Genomic DNA, 20,087 nt, shown 5'->3' on the forward strand with positions numbered 1-20,087 from the left:
CGGCCCGGCGGCGTTCGTCTACACGTCCTCGGGGGCGAACGCGCCGGCGGCGGGCAATCTGCCGTTGAACACCTGGAGTCATGTGGCGGCGACGTACGACGGGTCGACGTTGCGGATGTTCGTCAACGGCACGCAGGTGGCGGCCAACCCGACGGTCGGCAACCTGCGCACCGGGACGAGCCCGTTGCGGATCGGCGGGAACAGCGGTTCGGGCGAGTACTTCAGCGGTCTGATCGACGAGGTGCGGGTCTACAACAAGGCGCTCACCGCCGCTCAGATCACCACCGACATGAACACGCCGGTCAGTTAGCCCCGGCTGCTCTCGTCGCGCAGCCAGGTGGTGTAGTCGCCCGCGCGGATCGCGCGGGCGGCCCGCCGCCTGGCCAGCACGGCCATCGCGGCGAAGACCACGGCCGCGCCCGCCAGGCGCGGCTCCTTCGCCACGATGGCCGCCAGGTCGCGCGGCCCGGTGCGCTCGCCGGCGGTGGCCGAGGTCCGTTCCAGCTCGGTGACGCTGGTCATCGCCCGGACCCGGCGGCGCAGCAGGTCGGCGACCGTGCGCGGCGGATGGATCACCGCGCGGGCCGTGCCGACGATCACGCGTTCGTCGGGTGCGAACGCCAGCGACGCGGTCAGGTCGTCGGCCATCACGGGCGGCAGCGCGCGCAGGCGCTCGTTGCCCACGCCGTTCACCGCGATCACGCCCCGGGCGAACAGCCCGGCGCGGACGTGCGGCAGCCGCGTCCAGATCGCGTAGTAGGCGCGCACCGGCCACGGGCTGCCGGCCAGCCTCAGGTCCCGCTCCGGCCCGGCGGCGAGCGGCCCGTCCGGCGCGCTCAGCACGGCCGCCAGGGCGCGGGCGGAGGCGGTGCTGAGCTCGACGTCGGCGTCGACGTACAGGCGGGGGTAGCCGCGGGCCGCCTGGTCGCCCATGCGCAGCGCCGCGCTCTTGGACGGGACGGGCGTGGTCAGCACCCGCACGTCGTACGGACGCGCCACGTCGGCCGTGCCGTCGGTGCAGCCGTTGGCCACGACCACCACGTCGAACTCGCCGGGCGCCGCCTCGCCGAGCAGGCCGTCCAGCAGGCGGCCGAGCACCTTGGCCTCGTTGTGGGCCGGGATCACGACGCTCACCACGACGGGAGGATCCCCGCGTCGCGGGCCTGCTTGAGCGTGGGGGCGGCGGCGTCCTTCGCCGACAGGACCGGCTCCACGTCGATCGGCCACTCGATGGCCAGGTCGGGGTCGAGCGGGTGGATGCCGTGCTCGTGCGCCGGGTCGTACGGGGAGGAGCAGAGGTAGACGACCGTGGCCGACTCGCTGAGGGCCATGAAGCCATGGCCCAACCCCTCGGTCAGGAAGATGCCCTGGCGTGAGACGTCGTCCAGCCGCACCGCCTCCCACCGCCCGTACGTCGGCGAGCCCACCCGGACGTCCACGACGACGTCCAGGGCCTCGCCCGCCAGGCACATGACGTATTTGGCCTGGCCGGGCGGCACGTCGGCGAAGTGGATGCCGCGCAGCACGCCGCGGCTGGAGACCGAGCAGTTGACCTGGGCCAGCTCGATCGAGCGCCCCGTCGCCTCCCGAAGGTCGGCGGCGCGGAAACTTTCCAGGAAAACGCCCCGGGGATCGCTGTGGATGCGGGGGGTGTAGAGCAATGCTCCATCGATGCTCAGGCGTTTCATGAAGACACTTGTAACACTCATTGCCGCCCACCCGAAGTATGGCTGTGGGTTTCCAAAGGGGGAAATCTTGTCATTTCTGGGTGGGGCCCTTTGTTGATGACATCGTGCCGGTTGTGCGGCTCGACGGACCTGGTCGGCGTGGTGGATCTCGGGGCGACACCGCCCTGTGAGCTCTTCCTCACGGCGGAACAACTCGATCAGCCGGAGCTCACCTATCCTCTTCATCTGCGGGTATGCACGGGCTGCTGGCTGGCCCAGATCCCGCCGTTGATCACGCCGGAAGAGACATTCACCGAATACGCTTACTTTGCGTCATTCTCTGCTTCCTGGGTGGAGCACGCGCGGCGGTTCGTCGACTCCGCGGTGGAACGGTTGAAGCCGTCGTTCGTGGTCGAGGTGGCCAGCAACGACGGCTACCTGCTGCAGCACGTGGTCGAACGCGGCATCAGGTGCCTCGGCATCGAGCCGTCGGCCAACGTGGGCCAGGCGGCCAAGGACAAGGGCGTGCCGACGCTCACGGCGTTCCTGACGCCGGAGACGGGCGCGTCGGTGCGGGCCGGGAACGGTCCCGCCGACCTGGTGGTGGCCAACAACGTCTACGCGCACATCCCCGACGTCATCGGCTTCACCAAGGGGCTGCGTGCCCTGGTGGCCGACGACGGCTGGGTCTCGATCGAGGTCCAGCACCTGCTCACGCTCGTGGAGCTGAACCAGTACGACACGATCTACCACGAGCACTTCCAGTACTACACGGTGGCCTCCGCGCAGCGGGCGCTGGCGAGCGGCGGGCTGACCCTGGTCGACGTCGAGCTGGTGCCCACCCATGGCGGGTCGATCCGGTTGTGGGCGCGCCCCTCGGGGAGCCCGTCGGACCGGGTGCTCGACGTGCTCGCCAGGGAGAAGGCCGCCGGGCTGCACGACCTCTCCGGTTACGCGGGGTTCGCGGAGCGGGTCGCCCGCGTCCGCCGTGACCTGTTGCGATTCCTGATCACCGCCGCCGAGGAGGGCAAGACGGTCGCCGGGTACGGCGCACCGGGCAAGGGCAACACGCTGCTCAACCACTGTGGGGTCAGGCCGGACCTGCTGGCCTACACGGTGGATCGCAATCCGTACAAACACGGCAGGTTCACGCCGGGCACCAGGATCCCGATCGCTCCGCCGGAGCGCATCGCCCAGGACCGCCCGGACTATGTGCTGGTCCTGCCGTGGAACCTGCGCGAAGAGCTCACGGCTCAGCTCTCCTATGTGCACGAATGGGGAGGCCGGCTGGTCTTCCCGATCCCACACCTGGAGGTCGTGTGAAGGTTGTACTGTTCTGCGGAGGATTCGGCACCCGGATGCGGACCGGTGTGCCGGGCGAGGTGCCCAAGCCGATGGCGCTCGTCGGTCCGCGACCGCTGCTCTGGCACGTGATGCGCTACTACGCCCACTTCGGACACAAGGAGTTCATCCTGTGCCTGGGGTACGGCGCCCACCACATCAAGGACTTCTTCCTCCGCTACCAGGAGGCCACGTCCAACGACTTCGTGCTGCGCGACGGCAAGGTCGAGCTGCTGTCGAGCGACATCTCCGACTGGTCCATCTCGTTCGTGCAGACCGGGACGAACTCCCCGATCGGCGAACGGTTACGCCGGGTCCGCAGCCATCTGGGCGATGACGAGATGTTCCTCGCCAACTACGCCGACGTGCTCACCGACGCGCCGCTGCCCGAGATCATCGACCGGTTCACCGGCTCCGGGGCGGCCGCCTCGATGATGGTGGTGCCGCCGTCCCAGACCTTCCACTGCGTGGACGTCGGCGAGAACGGGCTGGTCGCCGGCATCTCACCGGTCAGCGAGATGCCGGTGTGGGTCAACGGCGGCTACTTCGTGCTGACCCAGGAGGTCTTCGAGCACATCCCGGAGAACGGCGACCTGGTCGCCGACGGCTGCGCCGAGCTGGCCAAACGCGGACGCCTGCTGGCCTACCCGCACCGCGGCTACTGGCGGCCCACCGACACCGTCAACCAGCGCATGGAGCTGGACGAGGCGTACTCGCGCGGTGTGCGTCCGTGGGCTCTGTGGGAACGGTCCCGGTGATCGGACTGCGTCCCGGAGGCGTGACCTCCGTCGTGGCGCTCGCCGCGCACTGCGACGACCTGGCGATCGGAGCCGGCGGCAGCCTGCTGACGATCTGCGCCGCCCGTCCCGGCCTGCGCGTGGACGCGCTGGTGCTGTCCGGCGGCGGGACCGAGCGGGAGGAGGAGGAACGCGCCGCGCTGGCCGACTTCTGCCCCGGCGCGGACCTGCGGGTGAGCGTGCTCAAGCTGCCCGACGGCTACCTGCCGGCCCGCTGGGAGGAGGCCAAGGCCGCGGTGGAGGAGCTGCGCGCCCGTACCGAGCCCGGCCTGATCCTCGCGCCCTGGCGCGGCGACGCCCACCAGGACCACCGGGGGCTGGCCGAGCTGGTGCCCACCGCCTTCCGCGACCACCTGACGCTCGGCTACGAGATCGTCAAATGGGACGGCGACCTGGCCGCGCCCGCCCTCTACCAGCCGCTCACCGCGGAGGTGGCCGAGCGCAAGGTGGACCTGCTCCAGCGCCACTACGCCTCCCAGCGGCACCGCCCCTGGTACGACCGAGAGGCGTTCCTGGGGCTGGCCCGCATCCGGGGCATCGAGTGCCACGCGCGGTACGCCGAGGCGTTCCACGCATCCAAGCTGACCGTCGATCTGGAGAACTGATGCGGGTACTTCTCACCGGCCACCAGGGCTACCTGGGCAGCGTGATGGCCCCCGTCCTGGCCGAGGCCGGGCACCAGGTCGTCGGCCTGGACTCCGGCCTGTTCGCCGACTGCGTGCTCGGGCCCGAGCCGGAGCCGGTCGAGGCGCACGCCGTGGACCTGCGCGACGCCGGCCCCGAGCACGTCGCCGGGTTCGACGCGGTGATCCACCTGGCCGCGCTGTCCAACGACCCGCTCGGCGCGCTCGCGCCCGACCTGACCTACGACATCAACCACCACGCCTCCGTACGGCTGGCCAGGCTGGCCAAGGAGGCGGGCGTGCGCCGCTTCCTGTACGCCTCCACCTGCTCGGTCTACGGCGCCTCCGGCGGCGCGGACCTGCTGGACGAGGACGCCCCGCTGCGCCCGGTCACGCCGTACGCCGAGTCGAAGGTGCGGGTCGAGGACGACCTGACCGCGCTGGCCGACGACGACTTCACCCCGGTGTTCCTGCGCAACGCCACCGCCTTCGGGTTCTCGCCCAGGCTGCGCGCCGACATCGTGCTGAACAACCTGGTGGGCCACGCCCACCTGACCGGCGAGGTCCGGGTGCTGTCCGACGGCACGCCCTGGCGTCCGCTGGTGCACGCCAGGGACATCGCCGACGCGTTCGCCGCCGCCCTGACCGCGCCGCGCGAGGCCGTGCACGCCACGGCCTTCAACGTGGGCACCGAGGTCAACAACGTGACCGTGGCCGAGATCGCGGCCGAGGTGGTCGCGGCCGTGCCCGGCTCGACGCTGACCATCACCGGCGAGACGGGCGCCGACCCGCGCTCCTACCGCGTCGACTTCTCCCGGATCAGGTCCGCCCTCGGGTACGAGGCCCGCTGGACGGTCAAGGCGGGCGCCGTCGAGCTCATCGACGCCTACCGCGAGCACGGCCTGACCAGGCACGACTTCGACCGCCGCTTCACCAGGCTGGCCCGGCTCGCCGACCGGCGGGAGTCCGGCACCGTCGACGACACCCTGCGGCCATGACCGGCCCCGAGATGCACGACCTGGTACGGCGGCTCTACCCGCTGTGCCGCAGCATCACCGGCGACGGCCTCCGCCGCACCCTGGAGGTCATCGACGGGTCGCTCCCGCTGGAGGTCACCGAGGTGCCGACGGGCACGAAGGTCCTCGACTGGACGATCCCCCGCGAATGGAACATCCGCGACGCCTACCTCAAGGACGCCGCCGGGAACCGCGTCGTCGACTTCCGGCAGAGCAACCTGCACGTCGTGGGCTACAGCGTGCCGGTCGAGGCCACCATGTCGCTGGAGGAGCTGCGCGGGCGCCTGCACACGCTGCCCGGCCAGCCGGACCTGGTCCCGTACCGGACCAGCTACTACGCCGAGACCTGGGGCTTCTGCCTGAGCCAGAACACCCTGGACGGGCTGGCGGACGGCCCGTACGAGGTCAGGATCGACTCCACGCTCGCCGACGGCCACCTGACCTACGGCGAGCACGTGATCCGGGGCCGCAGCTCGGAGGAGGTGCTGATCTCCTGCCACGTCTGCCATCCCTCGCTGGCCAACGACAACCTGGCCGGGGTGGCGGTCGCGGTGGCCTTGGCCCGGAGACTGGCCGACCCCTGGTACACCTACCGGTTCGTCTTCGCGCCCGGCACCATCGGCGCGATCACCTGGCTGGCCCGGAACCGCGAGCGCACCGACCGGATCAGGCACGGCCTCACCCTGGCCTGCGCCGGGGACGCCGGGACGATCACCTACAAGCGCAGCAGGCGCGGCGACGCCGAGATCGACCAGGTCTTCGCGTACGTGCTCAAGGACCGGCCGCACACCCTCCTGGACTTCTCGCCCTACGGCTACGACGAGCGGCAGTACTGCTCGCCGGGGTTCGACCTGCCCGTGGGCTCGCTGACCAGGACGCCCTACGGGAGCTACCCGGAGTACCACACCTCGGCCGACAATCCCGACTTCGTACGGCCCGAGGCCATGGAGGACACCCTGGAGACGCTGTGGAGCGCCGTACGGGTCCTGGAGGGCAACCGCCGCTACCAGAACCTCAGCCCGTACGGCGAGCCCCAGCTCGGAGCGCGCGGCCTGTACGGCTCGCTGGGCGGCCGCAGTGACACGAAACAGGCCCAGATGGCGATGTTGTGGGTGCTGAACCTCTCGGACGGGCTGCACAGCCTGCTCGACATCGCGGAACGGTCGCACCTGCCGTTCCAGGCATTGGCGGACGCGGCGAACGCCCTGCAGAACGCGGGCCTGCTGAAGGAGTGGGTGGATTGAGTCTGGCGCTGAAAGTCGGCGACGTGGTCGAGGTTCTCAGTGCTGAAGAGATCCTGGCGACCCTCGATGAGCGCGGAGAGCTGGACAGCCTCCCGTTCATGCCGGAGATGCTGCGGTTCTGCGGGCAACGGCTCACCGTCCACAAGGTGGCCAACAAGCTCTGCGACACGATGACCAGGACCGGGATGCGGAAGATGGAGGACGCCGTCCACCTGACCGGCTCCCGCTGCGACGGCTCGGCCCACGGCGGCTGCCAGACGGCCTGCCTGCTCTACTGGAAGACCGCCTGGGTCAGGAAGGTCGACGGGCCGCCCACGGCCGGCGAGCGGGTCCGCCCCGAGCGGCCGCTGCTGCCGATCCTGGAGGTCAACACCCGGCGGGAGCCGGCGCCCGACGGCGAGGAGCGCTTCCGCTGCCAGGCGACGGAGCTGCTGCGCGCCGCCCCCGAGCTGCTGCCCTTTCGCGACCTCGGGCAGTACGTCACGGACATGCGCGTGGGGAACTCCGGGCTCTGGGCCACCTTGCGCGCGCTCTTCTTCGGCCTGTTCAACCGCTACCAGCGGCTGTCCAGGAGGTTCCCCCGCGCCCTCCGCATCAGGAACGGCCTGGCCTGGGGCTTCGTGCAGCCGGGCCCGCACACCGGCGCCACCCCGACGGGCACGATCGACCTCCAGCCGGGCGAGCTGGTGCGGATCAAGTCGAAGGACGAGATCATCGCCACGCTCTCCACGAAGGGCTTCAACCGGGGCCTCGGCTTCGAGGAGGACATGGCGCGCTCGTGCGGCCGGGTGGCCCGGGTGACGGCCCGCGTCGAGCGCTGCATCGAGGAGTCGACCGGCCGGATGCTGGAGATGAAAAGCCCCTGCATCACGCTCGACGACATCATCTGCGAAGGCATGTACAAGTCCAACTGCCCCCGCGCGTTCATCCCGTTCTGGCGGGAGATCTGGCTGGAGCGGATCGGCGAGCCGAGTTAGGAAAGGCGGGCATGGGAGAGCAACCGAGCCCGGACATCAGTGACATCGGACGCAAGGCGGGCCGAGGGGCGGTGTGGAGCCTGCTCGGCACGCTGGTCACGCGTGCGGGCTCGTTCGTCCTCGGCCTGATCCTGGCCAGGCTGCTCTCGCCCGACGACTTCGGCACGTACGCCGTCGCGCTCGCGGCCACGCAGTTCGTCATGGTCGTCAAGGACGTCGGCGTCATGTCGGCCGTCGTGCAGTGGCGGGGGCGGCTGGAGGAGATCGCCCCCACGGCCACGACCCTGACCATGATCTCCGCCCTCGGCCTGTACGGGATCTTCTGGGTCGGGGCGCCGTACTTCTCGGCGCTGGCGGGCAGCGTGGAGGCCACCTCCGTGGTGCGCATCCTCACCGCGGTCATCCTCGTCGAGGCGGTCACGGCGGTGCGCAGCGCGGCCCTGCTGCGCTGGTTCCGCACCGGCAAGAACGCCAAGGCGGTCCTCGCGGGCTTCCTGGTCAACGCGCCGGTGGCCATCGTGCTCGCGGTCAACGGGGCCGGGGCCTACAGCTTCGCCTGGGGCCAGCTCGTCGGGGCCGTCGTCACCGGCGTCTTCATGCTGATCTACGCGCGGCTGCCCTACCGGTTCGGGTTCGACCGGCGGATCGCGGGGCGGCTGCTGAGGTTCGGGATCCCCTCGGCGGCCGGGATCGCCCTGGAGGTCCTGCTGCTCAACGTGGGCTACATCATCGTCGGCAACATCATGGGCGCGGCCTGGCTCGGCTTCTACCTGATGGCCTTCAACGTGTCGAGCTGGGTGCCCGGCATCATCGGCAGCGCCATCCGCATGGTGTCGATCGCCGGCTTCTCGCGGCTGGCCGAGCGGGACCCGGAGTCGCTCTCGCTCGGCGTGCAGAAGAGCCTGCCGCTGCTCATCGCGATGATCCTGCCGCTGGCCGTCTTCATGGCGGTGCTCGCCCACCCTGTGATCATCTTCATCTACGGCCTGGAGTGGGAGCAGTCGGCGGGCGTGCTGCGCTTCCTCGCGGTGCTGATGCTGGTCCGCATGCTCACCGCCTTCGCCCTCGACATCCTGAACGGCCAGGGCGCCACCCGCTCGACCGTCTGGATGAACCTCGGGCACGCGGCGGCGATGATCCCCGCGGTCATCGTCGGCGCGAACCTCGACGGCATCCGCGGCGCCGCGATCGGCCAGGCGGTCGCGGCGGTCCTGGTCGCCCTCCCGCTCGCCATGATCGCCGTGCAGCGGGCCGGCGTACGTCTCGCGCCGGTCCTGCCCGACCTGGTCCGGCCCGCCATGGGCGCGCTGCTCTGCGGGGCCGTCATGCTGGGCCTGACGATGCTGACCGAGGGGAGTCCCTTCGTCCAGCTCGTCGTGGCGGGCGGCGCGGGGCTGCTGGCGTACACGCTGGTCGTGGTGACCCGTGACCAGTTCCACCTGCTGAGCGATCGTGTGGTGCGGCTGCTTCCCGCCCGCGCGCGCTGACCTTGAGGAGAAGCGATGCTGGTGTCCATCGGAATGCCGGTCCGCAACGGCGCGGACCACCTGGAGGCGGCCGTCCGGTCGGTGCTCGCCCAGGAACACGCCGAGATCGAGGTGGTGATCTCCGACAACGCCTCCACCGATGACACCGAGGAGCTGTGCCGCCTGCTGGCCAAGGAGGACAGCCGGATCGTCTACCACCGGCAGGAGCGCGACCTGCACGTCGTCGACAACTTCGAGGAGGTGCTGCGGCGCTCGCGCGGCCGGTTCTTCCGCTGGATGGGCGACGACGACCGCCTCGAACCGACCTACGTCTCCCGTGCCCTTGAGCCGTTCCAGGACGACGAGCGGCTCATCCTGGTCACCACCGAGGTCACCTACACCTGGCTCGACGGGACCGTGCACGAGCCGCGCTACCTCGGCACCGGCCTGCTGTCCGACGACCCCGTCGACCGTCTGGAGGAGTTGTGCGAGGTGTGGGCCGCCCAGCACCTCAGGCTCGACCCCCTCTACGGCCTGATGCGGCGGGAGCGGGTGGCCGCCGTGCCGCGCCCCCGGATGATCCGCGAGGACGAGGTCTTCGCCGCGCGGCTGGCGCTGACCGCGCCGTGGGGGCACGTGCCCGAGCCGCTCGCCCACCGCCACCTGCGCGAACGCCGGCTGTCGGCGATCGCCTCGATGCTCGGCGTGCCGGCCTGGACCGCGCGGTTCGCCACCACGCTGCAGTTCCGCGCCATCCACGAGGCCCTGGGCGGGATGGAGCTGTCGGCGGAGCAGCGCGGGCGGGCCCGTGCCGTGCTGATGAGGGCGTACTGGCGGCGGCAGCGGAAGATGCTCGCGCACCGCGGCCGCAAGCTGGCCGGGATGGCCACCAGGGCGGTCACCTCGAAAAGGTGATCGCGCGGTCTCCGTGTAACGAAGAAGCGGACCGGGACGAGAGAAAGGAAAAGCACCACGCGAGGGGGAATATCTCGCTATGCCCGTTTTATTAGCCAACAGCCGGATTAATGACGATGTCCGGCGCAAAATGATCTTCCAGGGTGATGTCTTTCTCTACTCCGCGACGCCCGCCTCGACCGAACTGATCGAGTTCGCCCGTGAGCTGATCGAGGAGGCGTTCGACGGCCGCGACCCGCAGACCGCCCAGTACGAGATGCCCGTCGAGGAGTTCGCCGCACTGCTCGCGCAGCTCAAGCCGCGCTTCATCCACCACCCCACCAGCAAGAGGATCCTCGCCGCCCTGCTGGAGGAGCAGGGCATGGCGCTCGACAAGACCTACTTCGACGTGCCGAGGCTGCGCACCTCCACCGCCGACCACTACCTCGACTCCGGGATCTCCTACGCCTACCACGCGCATCGCGACTGCTGGTACTCCGCGCCGTTCTGCCAGGTCAACTGGTGGATCCCGGTCTACGAGGTCGTCCCGGAGAACGTCTTCGCCCTGCACCCGCACTACTTCGACCGCCCCGTACGCAACGGCAGCGGACGTTACGACTACGCGGAATGGACCGCCGTCAGCCGGCCCGCGGCCGCGCAGCACATCCACAGCGACACCCGCGAGCAGCCCAAGCCGGAGGAGGAGCTCGATCTGGGGGCCGAGCTGCGGCTGGTCCCCGAGCCGGGCGGCATGATGCTGTTCTCCGGGGCGCATCTGCACTCCACCGTCGCCAACACCTCCGGCAGGACCCGCTTCAGCATCGACTTCCGCACCGTGCACATCGACGACGTGCGCTCCCGTGCGGCGGCGCCCAACGTGGACGCGACCTGCCAGGGCACCACCCTGCGTGACTTCCACCGAGCCGACGACCTGAGCCGCATCCCGGAAGAGCTCGCCGCGGCCTACGAGGCCGAGGCGCTGGCCAAGCTCACCTGACCCGCGCGCGTACGGCCTCGCGCAAGCCCTTCCAGCTCCGATGCCGCTGGAAGGGCAGCTCGAAGACGGACGCGAACAACCACGCCGCCGCGATGCTTGCCGGCACGGCCAGGGCGAGCGTGAGGAGGAACGTGGGCATGCCGGGCGGCGTGCGCGGGGCGACGACAAGCCGGTTGATCATGACGACCAGCGGCGCGTGGATCAGGTAGAGGCTGTAGGAGAAGGAGCCGAGGCGCCGGACCGGACGGGTGTCGAGCAGCCGTACGAGCCACACCGGCCGGCCCGAGGCCACGCCCGCCAGCAGCAGTCCGGCGGCCGGGCCGATCGCGAGGTCCACCCAGAAGAAGTTGCCGACCACCCACACCGGCCCGGCGGCCACCACCAGCAGCAGCACCGGCGCGGCGGCCGCGGCGGCGTACCAGTGCCAGGCGGCCCGGCCCGACTCCTCCGGCGTGCGCAGGACTCCCGCGCAGACCGCGCCGATGGCGAAGAGCGCGGCGAACTGCGGGGTCAGCCGCATCAGCAGCTCCACGGCGGGCACCGCGGGCGCCAGCGCCCCCACCGCCACGACGATCAGGGTCACCGCGCCGAGCATCAGCGCCGCGCCCCACCTGCGCAGGACCAGCAGCATCAGCGGGAACACCAGGTAGAGCTGCGCCTCGACGGCGATCGACCACATGGCCCCGTTGGGGCTGGGGGAGCCGAAGACGTCCTGGAGCAGCAGCCCGTAGATGAGGGCCGACTGGCCCGTGGGCGGCTGCTGCCCCGGCTGCGGGATGACCGCCCACGCGATCACGAGGCTGAACAGCAGCGCCGCCCAGTACGGCGGCAGAATGCGCCAGGCCCGCCGCTGGAAGAACGTCCGGACGCTGCCGAGCCGCCACCCGGACCTGGCGGGCGAGACCGCCAGCGAGAACCCGGACAGGACGATGAACACCACGACCGCGAAATGGCCGTAGAGCAGCCATTTCGTCCAGCCGGGCGAATCGTTGACGGGAAACCCCGGCCACGTCAGCAACCAGCAGTGGTGCAGCACCACGAACAGGGCCGCCAGGCCGCGTAATCCGTCGAGCCCGGCCAGCCGGCCCCGCGTCGCCGGACGCTCCACTGTCAGCCCCAAAGGAACCCCCGTCGCCGTAGTCGGTAGGTCTATCGGTCGGGCGCGGCGGGATGTAACCGGTCCGGGACGATGTAACGTCTTCCTGCTTTTCGGCGATGGCCGTCTATAGGGCAAGCGTCGCCGATGCGGGGGAACGTACCAAAATGGAGTTCTGGAAGGCGATCCTTGGTCTTCTCCGGCGAATTCACATAGGTCCACCGCTCATCCTGCTCTCCGTCCTGGTGGGCGGCGTCGTCCATCTCGTCATCCCGGCCCAGTACACGGCCGACGTCTCGCTCGTGCTCGCCACCCCCGTCAACGGCGGCACGGTCTCCAACGACAAGGCCAAGCAGGGGCTGACCAACCCCTTCCTCAACTTCAACGACGCCCTCAAGACCGGAGCCAGCATCGTCATCCTGGCGATGAACACCCAGGACGTCTGGACGCAGCTCGGCGCCCCCAAGGACGGCCCGACCGAGATCACGATCGACGACGGGCGCACCAACCCGAACGTCCTGGACATCAACGGCCCCTACATCTACGTCAGGGTCAACAGCGACTCGGCGGAGAAGGCGACGGCCGTGCTCATGGCGGCCCGTGAGCGTGTGGCGGCCGAGCTGTTCAAGTGGCAGAAGGCGCTCGGCGCGCCGGCGAACACGTTCATCACCTCGACCGACATCGTGCCGCCCGCCAAGCCCGAGGCCGACAGCAGCCTCAGCTGGCAGGGCGCGATCGGCGCCGCCCTGCTGTGCCTGTTCCTGGGCCTCGGCATCGCCTACGGCGTGCTGACCAAACGGGCGCCCGCCCCCGAGAGGCGGCCGGACGCCGAGGCCCCGGCCCGCGAACCGCTCGCCGCACCGACGCCGCCCCCACCTCTGGCCCCACCTCTGGCCCCGGCCCCGACTCCGGCGCTCGACGAGGACAGCTCCGCCACGATGGAGTTCCCCGTCTACCGGGGAGAGCCCCTCTCGCGTGTGCCCGGGCCCAGGAAGGCGAACCAGGACGACGGCGAGGGATGAGGCCCGGCATGGACTTCTGGGCGACGGTGACGGTCCTGTTCAGACGCTGGTACGTGACCGTGCCCGCGTTCCTGCTCACGATCGCGGGCACCTTCGGCGTGTACGCCGTGGCGCCCAAGACGTTCATCTCCACCTCGGCGCTCGTCCTCACCCTGCCGGTCACCGGCGGCAGCGTGCCGAGCGACCCGGCGTTCCCCAACCCGCGCACCAACCCCCTGGTCTCCTTCGACCAGGGGCTGAGCATGACCTCCTCCATCCTCATCCAGGCGCTGAACACCCCTGAGACGGGTGCCGCGGTCGGCGCGCCGCCCGGCGGCGCCGTCACGCTCAAGATCACCAGTGGTGGCACCAACCCCGAGCTGATGCCGGCGACGCCCTTCATCGTCGTCGTCTGCGAGGCGCCGACCGCCGAGCTGGCCCACGGCATCGTCACGAAGGTGACGGCGCTGGCCCAGACGGAGCTGCGGGCCCGGCAGATCAAGGTCAACGCGCCGCCCACCACGTACGTCACCGCCACGGTCGTGGTGCCGCCGACGCAGGCCGACGAGAAGAAGGGCAGCCGGATGCGCAGCGCGGTGGTCGCCGGGGCGCTGGCGTTCTTCATGAGCCTGTTCGCCGCCTTCATGACGGAGAGCTTCGTCCGGCACCGCCGTGCCCGCCGGTCCGGCCCGGCCACGCCCCCGCGCGTCGAGGCCGCCGCGGCCAACGGCACCCGCTCGCTGGCCGGACGTGAGGGATGACCCCGATCCTCATGCCGAGGCGCGCCGACGGCGCCACGATGATCGGCATCTTCGTCCTGGTGCTGCTGGTCCTCCCGGCCCGGCTGGTGGTGGCCGGCCTCCCGCTGTCGCTCACCCCCGCCGAGATCGTGGCCCTGACGCTGGGCCTGGTGTGGGTGTGCGCCCAGATGATCAGTACGACGGGCGCCGCCAAGGGAGCCAACCCCGCCCGTACCGCGATCTTCGTCTACGGCGCGCTCCTGCTGGCCGTCTACGGGTACACGACCTCGGTCTACCTGCCCTCCGACGAGCTCAACCTCGCCGACCACACGCTCGTGCTCTACCTCGGCTACGTGAGCCTGGTCCTGGTGATGTGCGACGGGCTGGGCAGCCGCGAGCGGCTCGACTTCGTGCTCAAGGCCGTCGTGGTCGGCGGCACCTTCTCGGCGGTCGTCGCCCTGCTGCAGTTCAGGCTCGACCTCGACATCACCCAGTACATGCAGTTCCCGGGCCTGCGCCACTCGTCCACGGAGGAGGTGCCGACCGTGATCTCCCGGTCGGACCTGCGCCGGGTCGCCGGGACGCTCGGGCATCCGATCGAGTTCGGCGCGGTGTCGGCGATGGTGCTGCCCATCGCCGCGCACCTCGGCTTCCAGGCGCGCAGCCGCGGTCAGGCCGCGACCCGCTGGTGGATCTGCGCCGCCGTCATCGGGGCCGGCCTGATGTTCTCGGTGTCCAGGACGGCCGTGCTCGGTCTGGCGGGCGCGAGCATCATCCTCCTGCTCGGCTGGTCGAACCGGCGCAGGCTCATCGCCGCCGGCGCGTTCGTCGTGTTCCTCGGGTTCATGAAGGTGCTGGTGCCCGGCCTGCTCGGAACGTTCTACAACCTGTTCGCCGGGGCGGGCGAGGACAGCAGCATCATCTACCGCACGCACGACTACCCGTTCGCGATGCGGGAGTTCGCCAGGAGCCCGATCTTCGGCCGCGGGCCGGGCACCTGGTACCCGTTCAAGCATCAGGTGTTCGACAACCAGTACCTGCTGTCGCTGGTCGAGACCGGGCTGATCGGCGTGGTCGGCTTCGTCGGCGTGATCGTGGCCGGGATGTCCGTCGCCTTGTGGGCGCGCCGGCTCAGCACCGACCCGAACGTGCGCAACCTCGGGCTGACCATCGCCGCCTGCCTGGTGATCCCGCTGCTCGGCGCGGCCACGTTCGACATGTTGTCCTTCCCCGGCATCACCAGCCTGATGTTCCTGCTGATCGGCGCCGCCGGGGCGATGCTGCGCCTGGAACGCGCCGATCAGGCGGCCAGGACGCTCCTCAGCTCCTTCCACGACCCCGCCGAACGGTCGCGCTCGCTGATCGCGCTGACCGGCAGGGGCCAGGGCAGCGCGAGGTCGGGGTCGTCGTAGCGGACGGCCAGGTCCTCGGCCGGGTCGTGCTCCCTGTCGATGCGGTAGCAGACGTCGGCGTGCTCGGTCAGCGCCTGGTAGCCGTGCAGGATGCCCGGCGGCACGTACAGGTGCGCGAACGTCACGTCGTCGAGCCGGACGGTGACGTGCGAGCCGAACGTCGGCGACCCAGGACGCGCGTCCACCAGGACGTCGAGCACCGCGCCGTGGGCGGCCCGCACCAGCTTGGCCTCCCCGCGGCCGGACCGGCCGTGCATCCCCCTGATCGTGCCGAGCCGCGAGCGCGACTGGCTGTCCTGGACGAACGCGGTGTGGTCCAGCCCGTGCGCGGCGGCGATCGCGGCGTCGAAGGTCCTGGTGAACAAGCCCCGGTCGTCGTGGCTCGGCGTCGGCACGAACAGCAGCACGCCGTCGAGGTCCAGCCGCTCGACTCTCATGGTGTTCCTCTCATCCGGGCAGGGCCCGCATCCGGCGGGAGGGTCTGAGCAGGGCCACGACGGAGGCCCGCGCCGTACGCCGGCCCGCCGCCGCCCGCATCGCCTCGCCGAGCAGCACGGCGAGGTAGAAGCCCGCGGTCGCGATCCGGCCGCGGCGCAGCCTGAACAGCCGCACGCGGTTGACCGTGAGCAGCGCGGCCAGCATCGGACTGATCTTCGCCTCGCCGCCGATGTGCTCGACCAGGGCGGCGGGCTCGTACCAGAGGGTCCAGCCCGCGTCCGCGGCGCGCAGGGCGTACTCGGTCTCCTCGCTGTACAGCAGGAAGGACTCGTCCCAGGGGCCGACCTCGGCGAGCGTCGCGACCGACAGGAGCATGGCGGCCCCGGTGGCCCAGTCCGCCGGGCCGGGCCGTTCGTAGCGGTCCGGGTCGGCGACCATCTCGCCCAGCGTGCCGATGCGGCCCGCGAGCCGCCCGCCGAGCAACGACTCGGCCAGTGCGCGGCGGACGGCGGGCGTGCGCCGCAGCGAGTGGTGCAGCACGCCCTCGGTGCTGACCAGCCGGGGAACGGCGATGCCGGTGCCCGGACGGCCGAGCGCGGCCGCGAGCACGGCCAGCGAACCAGGACGAAGGCGGCAGTCGGGGTTCATCACGAAGACCGCGTCGAGCTCGTCGAGGTCGAGCGCCGCGATGCCGGCGTTGATCGCCGCCGCGTAACCGGCGTTCCTGCCCACCTGCAACGGCCTGACCGGCAGGCCGGCGGCCTGCTCGGCGAGGCGGAGCGAGTCGTCCTTGGAGGCGTTGTCCGCCACGACGACGTCGGTGAGGAGCACCCCTTCGGCGCCCTCCCGCAGGGAGGCCAGGCATCCGCCGAGGACCGGCGCGCTGTTGTAGGTCACGATCACGATCGCGAGACGGGGAGGGCCGGACGTCACATGTCGCCCATCGCGCCCCAGGAATGGATCGTTACAGGTAACAGATGGCACCGGTGAGGCGATATGGGGATAGCGGCCGGTGTCGTAGAGACGGAGAGAGACTCCATGCAGAACCTGCAGGCTTTCACCTTTCGCCGGGACGAGCTCTTTCCACTGGCGGACAAGTACTCCGAGCGGTTCCGCACGGCCTCGCCCTTCCGCCACGTGGTCATCGACGACTTCCTCCCGCCGGACGTGCTGGAGCCCGTGCTCGACGAGTTCCCGGAGCCGCGCGACGCCACCTGGGAGCGGTTCGACAGCGCGCGCGAGGTGAAGCTGGCGCTGGCCGACACCGAGCGCATGGGGCCGGCCACCCGGCACCTCCTGGCGGAGTTCAACTCCGGGGTGTTCATGGAGTTCCTGGAGCGGCTGACCGGCATCGGGCAACTCGTCTCCGACCCGCACTTCGAGGGCGGCGGCCTGCACCAGATCCGGCCGGGCGGCTTCCTCAAGGTGCACGCCGACTTCAACAAGAGCCGCAAGCTCAACCTGGACCGCCGGCTCAACGGCCTGCTGTACCTGAACAAGGACTGGGAGGAGAGCTACGGCGGCCACCTGCAGCTGTGGAACAAGGACATGACGGCGTGCGAGTCGAAGGTGCTGCCGGTCTTCAACCGGTTCGTCCTGTTCGCCACGACCGATGACGCCAACCACGGCCACCCCGACCCGCTCACCTGCCCGCCCGACCGCGCGCGGCGCTCGATGGCGCTCTACTACTACTCGAACGGCAGGCCGGCGGACGAGGTCACCGACGACCACACCACGCTGTTCAAGCAGCGGCCCGGCGAGGCGTGGAAGAGCAACCTGCGCCAGGTCGCCAAGCGCTGGACGCCGCCCGCGCTGGCCGACCTCGTCGGCGGCCGGAAGTCCAAGGGCGAGTGAGGCCGTACGCCGGAGGGTTGTGCCTTGGCCTGGTCCTGGCGGTCGTGCTGCTGAGCGCGTGTCAGAGTTCCGGGAGTGAGCCGCTCGGCTCCCGCTCACCCGCCACGCCGTCCGCGTCCGTCTCCGCCACGCCGTCGCGGGCGTCCGGGCGGGTCTGGCCGGGCCCGGACAACACGGGCGTGCCCGACGGCGTACGCCTGCGCCCGTCGGACTCCCTGGTGGTGAGCGAGAAGGGCGCGGTCATCGACGGTCTGGACGTGACCGGCTACATCACGGTCGAGGCCGACGACGTGACCATCCGCAACACGCGGGTGCGCGGGCAGCAGGACTGGTGGGGGATCCTCCAGCGTGAGGGGCGTACCGGGCTGACGGTCGAGGACAGCGAGATCTTCGGCAACGGCAAGGTGCGCACCCAGTTCGGCATCCTCAACCAGGGCAAGCTGATCACCGTCCGCCGGGTGGACGTCCACACGATCTCCAACGGCATCCTGACGCAGCAGGGTCTGGTCGAGGACTCGTACGTGCACGATCCGAAGTACTACGCGGGCGACCACACCGACATGATCATGTCCACCGGGCCGCCCGCCCCCGGCACCGAGCTGGTCATCCGGGGCAACACCGTGATCAACACGCTCGACCAGACCGGCGCGATCGCCCTGTTCCAGGACTTCGGCGTGAGCCGCGACGTCACCGTGCAGGGGAACCTGCTGGCGGGCGGCGGCTGGTCGTTGTACGCCGGGGCGGGGGCGAAGGGCAGGTCGTCCAACATCAAGGTGATCGGCAACGTCTTCAGCCGCCGCGTCTGGCCCAAGGGGGGATTCGCGGGCCCGGTCTCATATTGGGATAAGAACGGGTCCGGAAATCGATGGGACGGGAACACCTGGGAGAACGGCGGGACGGTGCCGCCGGGATGACGACCATTTGTCGGATTTAATATGACAGATGAAAAAGCTGTGATTATTGTGAATTAAGAGGAAAGCGGCGTCCTTTTCGGTAAAAAGCCTCACTCCTGCTTCCGGCATGGCTACTCTCTCCCCTTGGGGGACTCGGACCTGGCCTAGATCGGAAGGAGTCACCTGTGTCAAGGCATCGAAGAGGGAAGAGACGCGCGGGGTGGTTATCCCTGGCCGGCGTTTCCGTGGTGGCGCTGCTGGCCGGCGGGTACGGCATCATCGCCACCGACGTACTGGAGCCCCGGGCGGTCCTGACGGACGCCGGCGGGGCGCAGGCCGCGGCAGGGCCGCACGCCGCCGCCGGCCAGAAACCCAGATCGCGTCCCACCACCCAGAAGCCCCGGCCCAGGAAGACCCGGAGCCAGGAGCCGCAGTGGTGGCCCAGGCGGCCCACGAGGAAGCCGACCGCGCGCCCCACCCGCCGCCCGACCCACCGGCCCACCCATTGGCCCACTCACCGGCCGACACACCGGCCGACCGGGAAGCCCACGGTGAGCCCGTCCGTGACGCCCACAGTGGACCCGCCCGGCACCCCGACGCCGACGCCGACGCGCACCCCGACCACCACGAGCACACCGACGCCCACCCCGAAGCCGACCCCCACGCGGACAGCCACCCGGACGCCCAGCCCCACGCCCAGCCAGACCCCCACGACGACGCCCACGGCGACCCCCACGGCGACCCCCACCAAGTCGCCGACGGCCACACCCACCAGCACACCCACGGCGACGCCCACCAGCACGCCCACCAAGACGCCCCCCTCCACCCCGCCCCCGTCCCGGGACTGGCCGGGAGAGGGCAACACCGGCGTCCCCGACGGCACGAACCTGGTCAAGAAGACCGGCTCGATCGTCATCAAGGAGGACGGCAAGGTCATCGACGGCTGGGACGTCACCGGCGACATCACCGTCGAGGCCGACAACGTCACCATCCGCAACACCCGCGTCCGCGGCCAGAGCGACTACTGGGGCATCCTCCAGCGCGAGGGCTTCTCCGGCCTGAAGGTCGAGGACAGCGAGATCTTCGGCAACGGCAAGGTGCGCACCCAGTTCGGCATCCTCAACCAGGGCAAGCTGATCACCGTCCGCCGGGTGGACATCCACACGATCTCCAACGGCATCCACACCGATCAGGGTCTGATCGAGGACTCGTACGTGCACGACCCCAAGTACTACTCCACCGACCACACCGACATGATCATGTCGACCGGCACCGCGCTCCCCGGCACCGAGCTGATCATCCGCCACAACACGGTCATCAACACGCTCGACCAGACCGGCGCGATCGCCCTGTTCCAGGACTTCGGCGTGACCCGCAACGTCACCGTGCAGGGCAACCTGCTGGCCGGCGGCGGCTGGACGCTCTACGCGGGCGCCGGTCGCAAGGGCCTGTCCTCGAACATCAAGGTCGTCGACAACGTCTTCAGCCGCAAGGTGTGGCCCAAGGGCGGCTACTCGGGCGCGGTGGCGTACTGGGATCCCGAGGGGCCGGGCAACGTCTGGCGCGGCAACACCTGGGAGAGCGGCGGCGCGAGCGTGCTGGCCGACTGACGTCGCAGGCCCTCAGGACGC

The 20,087-nt window shown here is 70.5% G+C and carries 21 protein-coding genes; 16 read left to right on the forward strand and 5 right to left on the reverse strand.

The window, feature by feature from the left end; all coding sequences use genetic code 11:
• Positions 1-310 (forward strand): LamG domain-containing protein (locus ACWCSU_RS14690; protein ID WP_449935359.1); only part of this gene is annotated, 310 nt, incomplete at its 5' end.
• On the opposite strand, the gene ACWCSU_RS14695 is transcribed toward ACWCSU_RS14690, so the two are convergent.
• A complete protein-coding gene (locus ACWCSU_RS14695; RefSeq protein ID WP_357692305.1) occupies positions 307-1,137 on the reverse strand; it encodes a glycosyltransferase in 831 nt (276 codons plus the stop codon). The two genes, ACWCSU_RS14690 and ACWCSU_RS14695, sit on opposite strands and share 4 nt — an antisense overlap.
• A complete protein-coding gene (gene rfbC / locus ACWCSU_RS14700) occupies positions 1,131-1,688 on the reverse strand; it encodes a dTDP-4-dehydrorhamnose 3,5-epimerase (protein WP_357692303.1) in 558 nt (185 codons plus the stop codon). The genes ACWCSU_RS14695 and rfbC overlap by 7 nt, the downstream gene beginning before the upstream one ends.
• Before the next feature lie 96 nt (positions 1,689-1,784).
• On the opposite strand from rfbC, the gene ACWCSU_RS14705 reads away from it, so the two are divergent.
• The 9 genes from ACWCSU_RS14705 to ACWCSU_RS14745 all read left to right on the forward strand — a co-directional run bounded on the left by ACWCSU_RS14705 (position 1,785) and on the right by ACWCSU_RS14745 (position 11,022).
• Complete coding sequence (locus ACWCSU_RS14705; protein ID WP_449935780.1) at positions 1,785-2,990, forward strand: class I SAM-dependent methyltransferase; 1,206 nt, start codon at positions 1,785-1,787, stop codon at positions 2,988-2,990.
• Positions 2,987-3,766: a sugar phosphate nucleotidyltransferase gene (locus ACWCSU_RS14710; RefSeq protein WP_357692301.1), complete on the forward strand. Its 780-nt coding sequence runs from the start codon at positions 2,987-2,989 to the stop codon at positions 3,764-3,766. The genes ACWCSU_RS14705 and ACWCSU_RS14710 overlap by 4 nt, the downstream gene beginning before the upstream one ends.
• Positions 3,763-4,410: a PIG-L deacetylase family protein gene (locus ACWCSU_RS14715; RefSeq protein ID WP_449935362.1), complete on the forward strand. Its 648-nt coding sequence runs from the start codon at positions 3,763-3,765 to the stop codon at positions 4,408-4,410. The genes ACWCSU_RS14710 and ACWCSU_RS14715 overlap by 4 nt, the downstream gene beginning before the upstream one ends.
• On the forward strand, positions 4,410-5,426 hold the full coding sequence (locus ACWCSU_RS14720; protein ID WP_357692297.1) for an NAD-dependent epimerase/dehydratase family protein: 1,017 nt from the start codon (positions 4,410-4,412) through the stop codon (positions 5,424-5,426). The genes ACWCSU_RS14715 and ACWCSU_RS14720 overlap by 1 nt, the downstream gene beginning before the upstream one ends.
• The gene (locus ACWCSU_RS14725) at positions 5,423-6,688 is read left to right on the forward strand and encodes a DUF4910 domain-containing protein (protein ID WP_449935364.1); all 1,266 of its coding nucleotides are present in this window, start codon (positions 5,423-5,425) and stop codon (positions 6,686-6,688) included. The genes ACWCSU_RS14720 and ACWCSU_RS14725 overlap by 4 nt, the downstream gene beginning before the upstream one ends.
• Positions 6,676-7,665, forward strand: a complete 990-nt coding sequence (locus ACWCSU_RS14730; RefSeq protein ID WP_449935366.1) for a hypothetical protein — start codon at positions 6,676-6,678, stop codon at positions 7,663-7,665. The genes ACWCSU_RS14725 and ACWCSU_RS14730 overlap by 13 nt, the downstream gene beginning before the upstream one ends.
• Before the next feature lie 11 nt (positions 7,666-7,676).
• A complete protein-coding gene (locus ACWCSU_RS14735) occupies positions 7,677-9,152 on the forward strand; it encodes an oligosaccharide flippase family protein (RefSeq protein ID WP_449935369.1) in 1,476 nt (491 codons plus the stop codon).
• A 15-nt stretch (positions 9,153-9,167) separates the two neighbouring features.
• The gene (locus ACWCSU_RS14740; RefSeq protein ID WP_449935372.1) at positions 9,168-10,046 is read left to right on the forward strand and encodes a glycosyltransferase family 2 protein; all 879 of its coding nucleotides are present in this window, start codon (positions 9,168-9,170) and stop codon (positions 10,044-10,046) included.
• A gap of 130 nt (positions 10,047-10,176) precedes the next feature.
• On the forward strand, positions 10,177-11,022 hold the full coding sequence (locus ACWCSU_RS14745) for a hypothetical protein (RefSeq protein WP_364099321.1): 846 nt from the start codon (positions 10,177-10,179) through the stop codon (positions 11,020-11,022).
• Here ACWCSU_RS14745 and ACWCSU_RS14750 read toward each other — a convergent pair.
• On the reverse strand, positions 11,015-12,142 hold the full coding sequence (locus tag ACWCSU_RS14750) for an acyltransferase family protein (protein ID WP_449935375.1): 1,128 nt from the start codon (positions 12,140-12,142) through the stop codon (positions 11,015-11,017). The genes ACWCSU_RS14745 and ACWCSU_RS14750 overlap by 8 nt on opposite strands.
• Before the next feature lie 143 nt (positions 12,143-12,285).
• Between ACWCSU_RS14750 and ACWCSU_RS14755 the strand changes: the two genes are divergently transcribed.
• From ACWCSU_RS14755 to ACWCSU_RS14765, 3 genes are read left to right on the forward strand one after another with little or no spacing between them, the layout of a single operon-like run.
• On the forward strand, positions 12,286-13,140 hold the full coding sequence (locus ACWCSU_RS14755) for a hypothetical protein (RefSeq protein WP_449935377.1): 855 nt from the start codon (positions 12,286-12,288) through the stop codon (positions 13,138-13,140).
• A gap of 8 nt (positions 13,141-13,148) precedes the next feature.
• Positions 13,149-13,880, forward strand: coding sequence for a hypothetical protein (locus ACWCSU_RS14760; protein ID WP_357692281.1), 732 nt, complete (start codon positions 13,149-13,151; stop codon positions 13,878-13,880).
• Positions 13,877-15,271: an O-antigen ligase family protein gene (locus ACWCSU_RS14765; protein ID WP_449935380.1), complete on the forward strand. Its 1,395-nt coding sequence runs from the start codon at positions 13,877-13,879 to the stop codon at positions 15,269-15,271. Before ACWCSU_RS14760 ends, ACWCSU_RS14765 begins: the two co-directional genes overlap by 4 nt.
• Here ACWCSU_RS14765 and ACWCSU_RS14770 read toward each other — a convergent pair.
• A complete protein-coding gene (locus ACWCSU_RS14770) occupies positions 15,160-15,708 on the reverse strand; it encodes a dTDP-4-dehydrorhamnose 3,5-epimerase family protein (RefSeq protein ID WP_357692277.1) in 549 nt (182 codons plus the stop codon). The genes ACWCSU_RS14765 and ACWCSU_RS14770 overlap by 112 nt on opposite strands.
• Before the next feature lie 10 nt (positions 15,709-15,718).
• The gene (locus tag ACWCSU_RS14775) at positions 15,719-16,693 is read right to left on the reverse strand and encodes a glycosyltransferase family 2 protein (RefSeq protein WP_397036510.1); all 975 of its coding nucleotides are present in this window, start codon (positions 16,691-16,693) and stop codon (positions 15,719-15,721) included.
• Positions 16,694-16,747: 54 nt separating this feature from the next.
• Here ACWCSU_RS14775 and ACWCSU_RS14780 point away from each other — a divergent pair, with 54 nt between their 5' ends.
• The 3 genes from ACWCSU_RS14780 (at position 16,748) to ACWCSU_RS14790 (ending at position 20,066) form a co-directional block, all read left to right on the forward strand.
• Positions 16,748-17,563, forward strand: coding sequence for a 2OG-Fe(II) oxygenase (locus ACWCSU_RS14780; protein WP_357692273.1), 816 nt, complete (start codon positions 16,748-16,750; stop codon positions 17,561-17,563).
• Positions 17,564-17,580: 17 nt separating this feature from the next.
• On the forward strand, positions 17,581-18,477 hold the full coding sequence (locus ACWCSU_RS14785; protein WP_357692271.1) for a right-handed parallel beta-helix repeat-containing protein: 897 nt from the start codon (positions 17,581-17,583) through the stop codon (positions 18,475-18,477).
• Positions 18,478-18,641: 164 nt separating this feature from the next.
• The gene (locus ACWCSU_RS14790) at positions 18,642-20,066 is read left to right on the forward strand and encodes a hypothetical protein (RefSeq protein ID WP_449935384.1); all 1,425 of its coding nucleotides are present in this window, start codon (positions 18,642-18,644) and stop codon (positions 20,064-20,066) included.
• Positions 20,067-20,087 lie beyond the last annotated feature (21 nt).

Source organism: Nonomuraea sp. NPDC001699, assembly GCF_053596455.1.

What these genes read in the sequence shown, in the direction of transcription:
- ACWCSU_RS14770 (WP_357692277.1), bottom strand. Translation starts at nt 15,708, where the DNA reads ATGAGAGTCGAGCGGCTGGACCTCGACGGCGTGCTGCTGTTCGTGCCG.
- ACWCSU_RS14765 (WP_449935380.1), top strand. Translation starts at nt 13,877, where the DNA reads ATGACCCCGATCCTCATGCCGAGGCGCGCCGACGGCGCCACGATGATC.
- ACWCSU_RS14705 (WP_449935780.1), top strand. Translation starts at nt 1,785, where the DNA reads ATGACATCGTGCCGGTTGTGCGGCTCGACGGACCTGGTCGGCGTGGTG.
- ACWCSU_RS14740 (WP_449935372.1), top strand. Translation starts at nt 9,168, where the DNA reads ATGCTGGTGTCCATCGGAATGCCGGTCCGCAACGGCGCGGACCACCTG.
- ACWCSU_RS14760 (WP_357692281.1), top strand. Translation starts at nt 13,149, where the DNA reads ATGGACTTCTGGGCGACGGTGACGGTCCTGTTCAGACGCTGGTACGTG.
- ACWCSU_RS14735 (WP_449935369.1), top strand. Translation starts at nt 7,677, where the DNA reads ATGGGAGAGCAACCGAGCCCGGACATCAGTGACATCGGACGCAAGGCG.
- ACWCSU_RS14755 (WP_449935377.1), top strand. Translation starts at nt 12,286, where the DNA reads ATGGAGTTCTGGAAGGCGATCCTTGGTCTTCTCCGGCGAATTCACATA.
- ACWCSU_RS14720 (WP_357692297.1), top strand. Translation starts at nt 4,410, where the DNA reads ATGCGGGTACTTCTCACCGGCCACCAGGGCTACCTGGGCAGCGTGATG.
- ACWCSU_RS14780 (WP_357692273.1), top strand. Translation starts at nt 16,748, where the DNA reads ATGCAGAACCTGCAGGCTTTCACCTTTCGCCGGGACGAGCTCTTTCCA.
- ACWCSU_RS14725 (WP_449935364.1), top strand. Translation starts at nt 5,423, where the DNA reads ATGACCGGCCCCGAGATGCACGACCTGGTACGGCGGCTCTACCCGCTG.
- ACWCSU_RS14745 (WP_364099321.1), top strand. Translation starts at nt 10,177, where the DNA reads ATGATCTTCCAGGGTGATGTCTTTCTCTACTCCGCGACGCCCGCCTCG.
- rfbC (WP_357692303.1), bottom strand. Translation starts at nt 1,688, where the DNA reads ATGAAACGCCTGAGCATCGATGGAGCATTGCTCTACACCCCCCGCATC.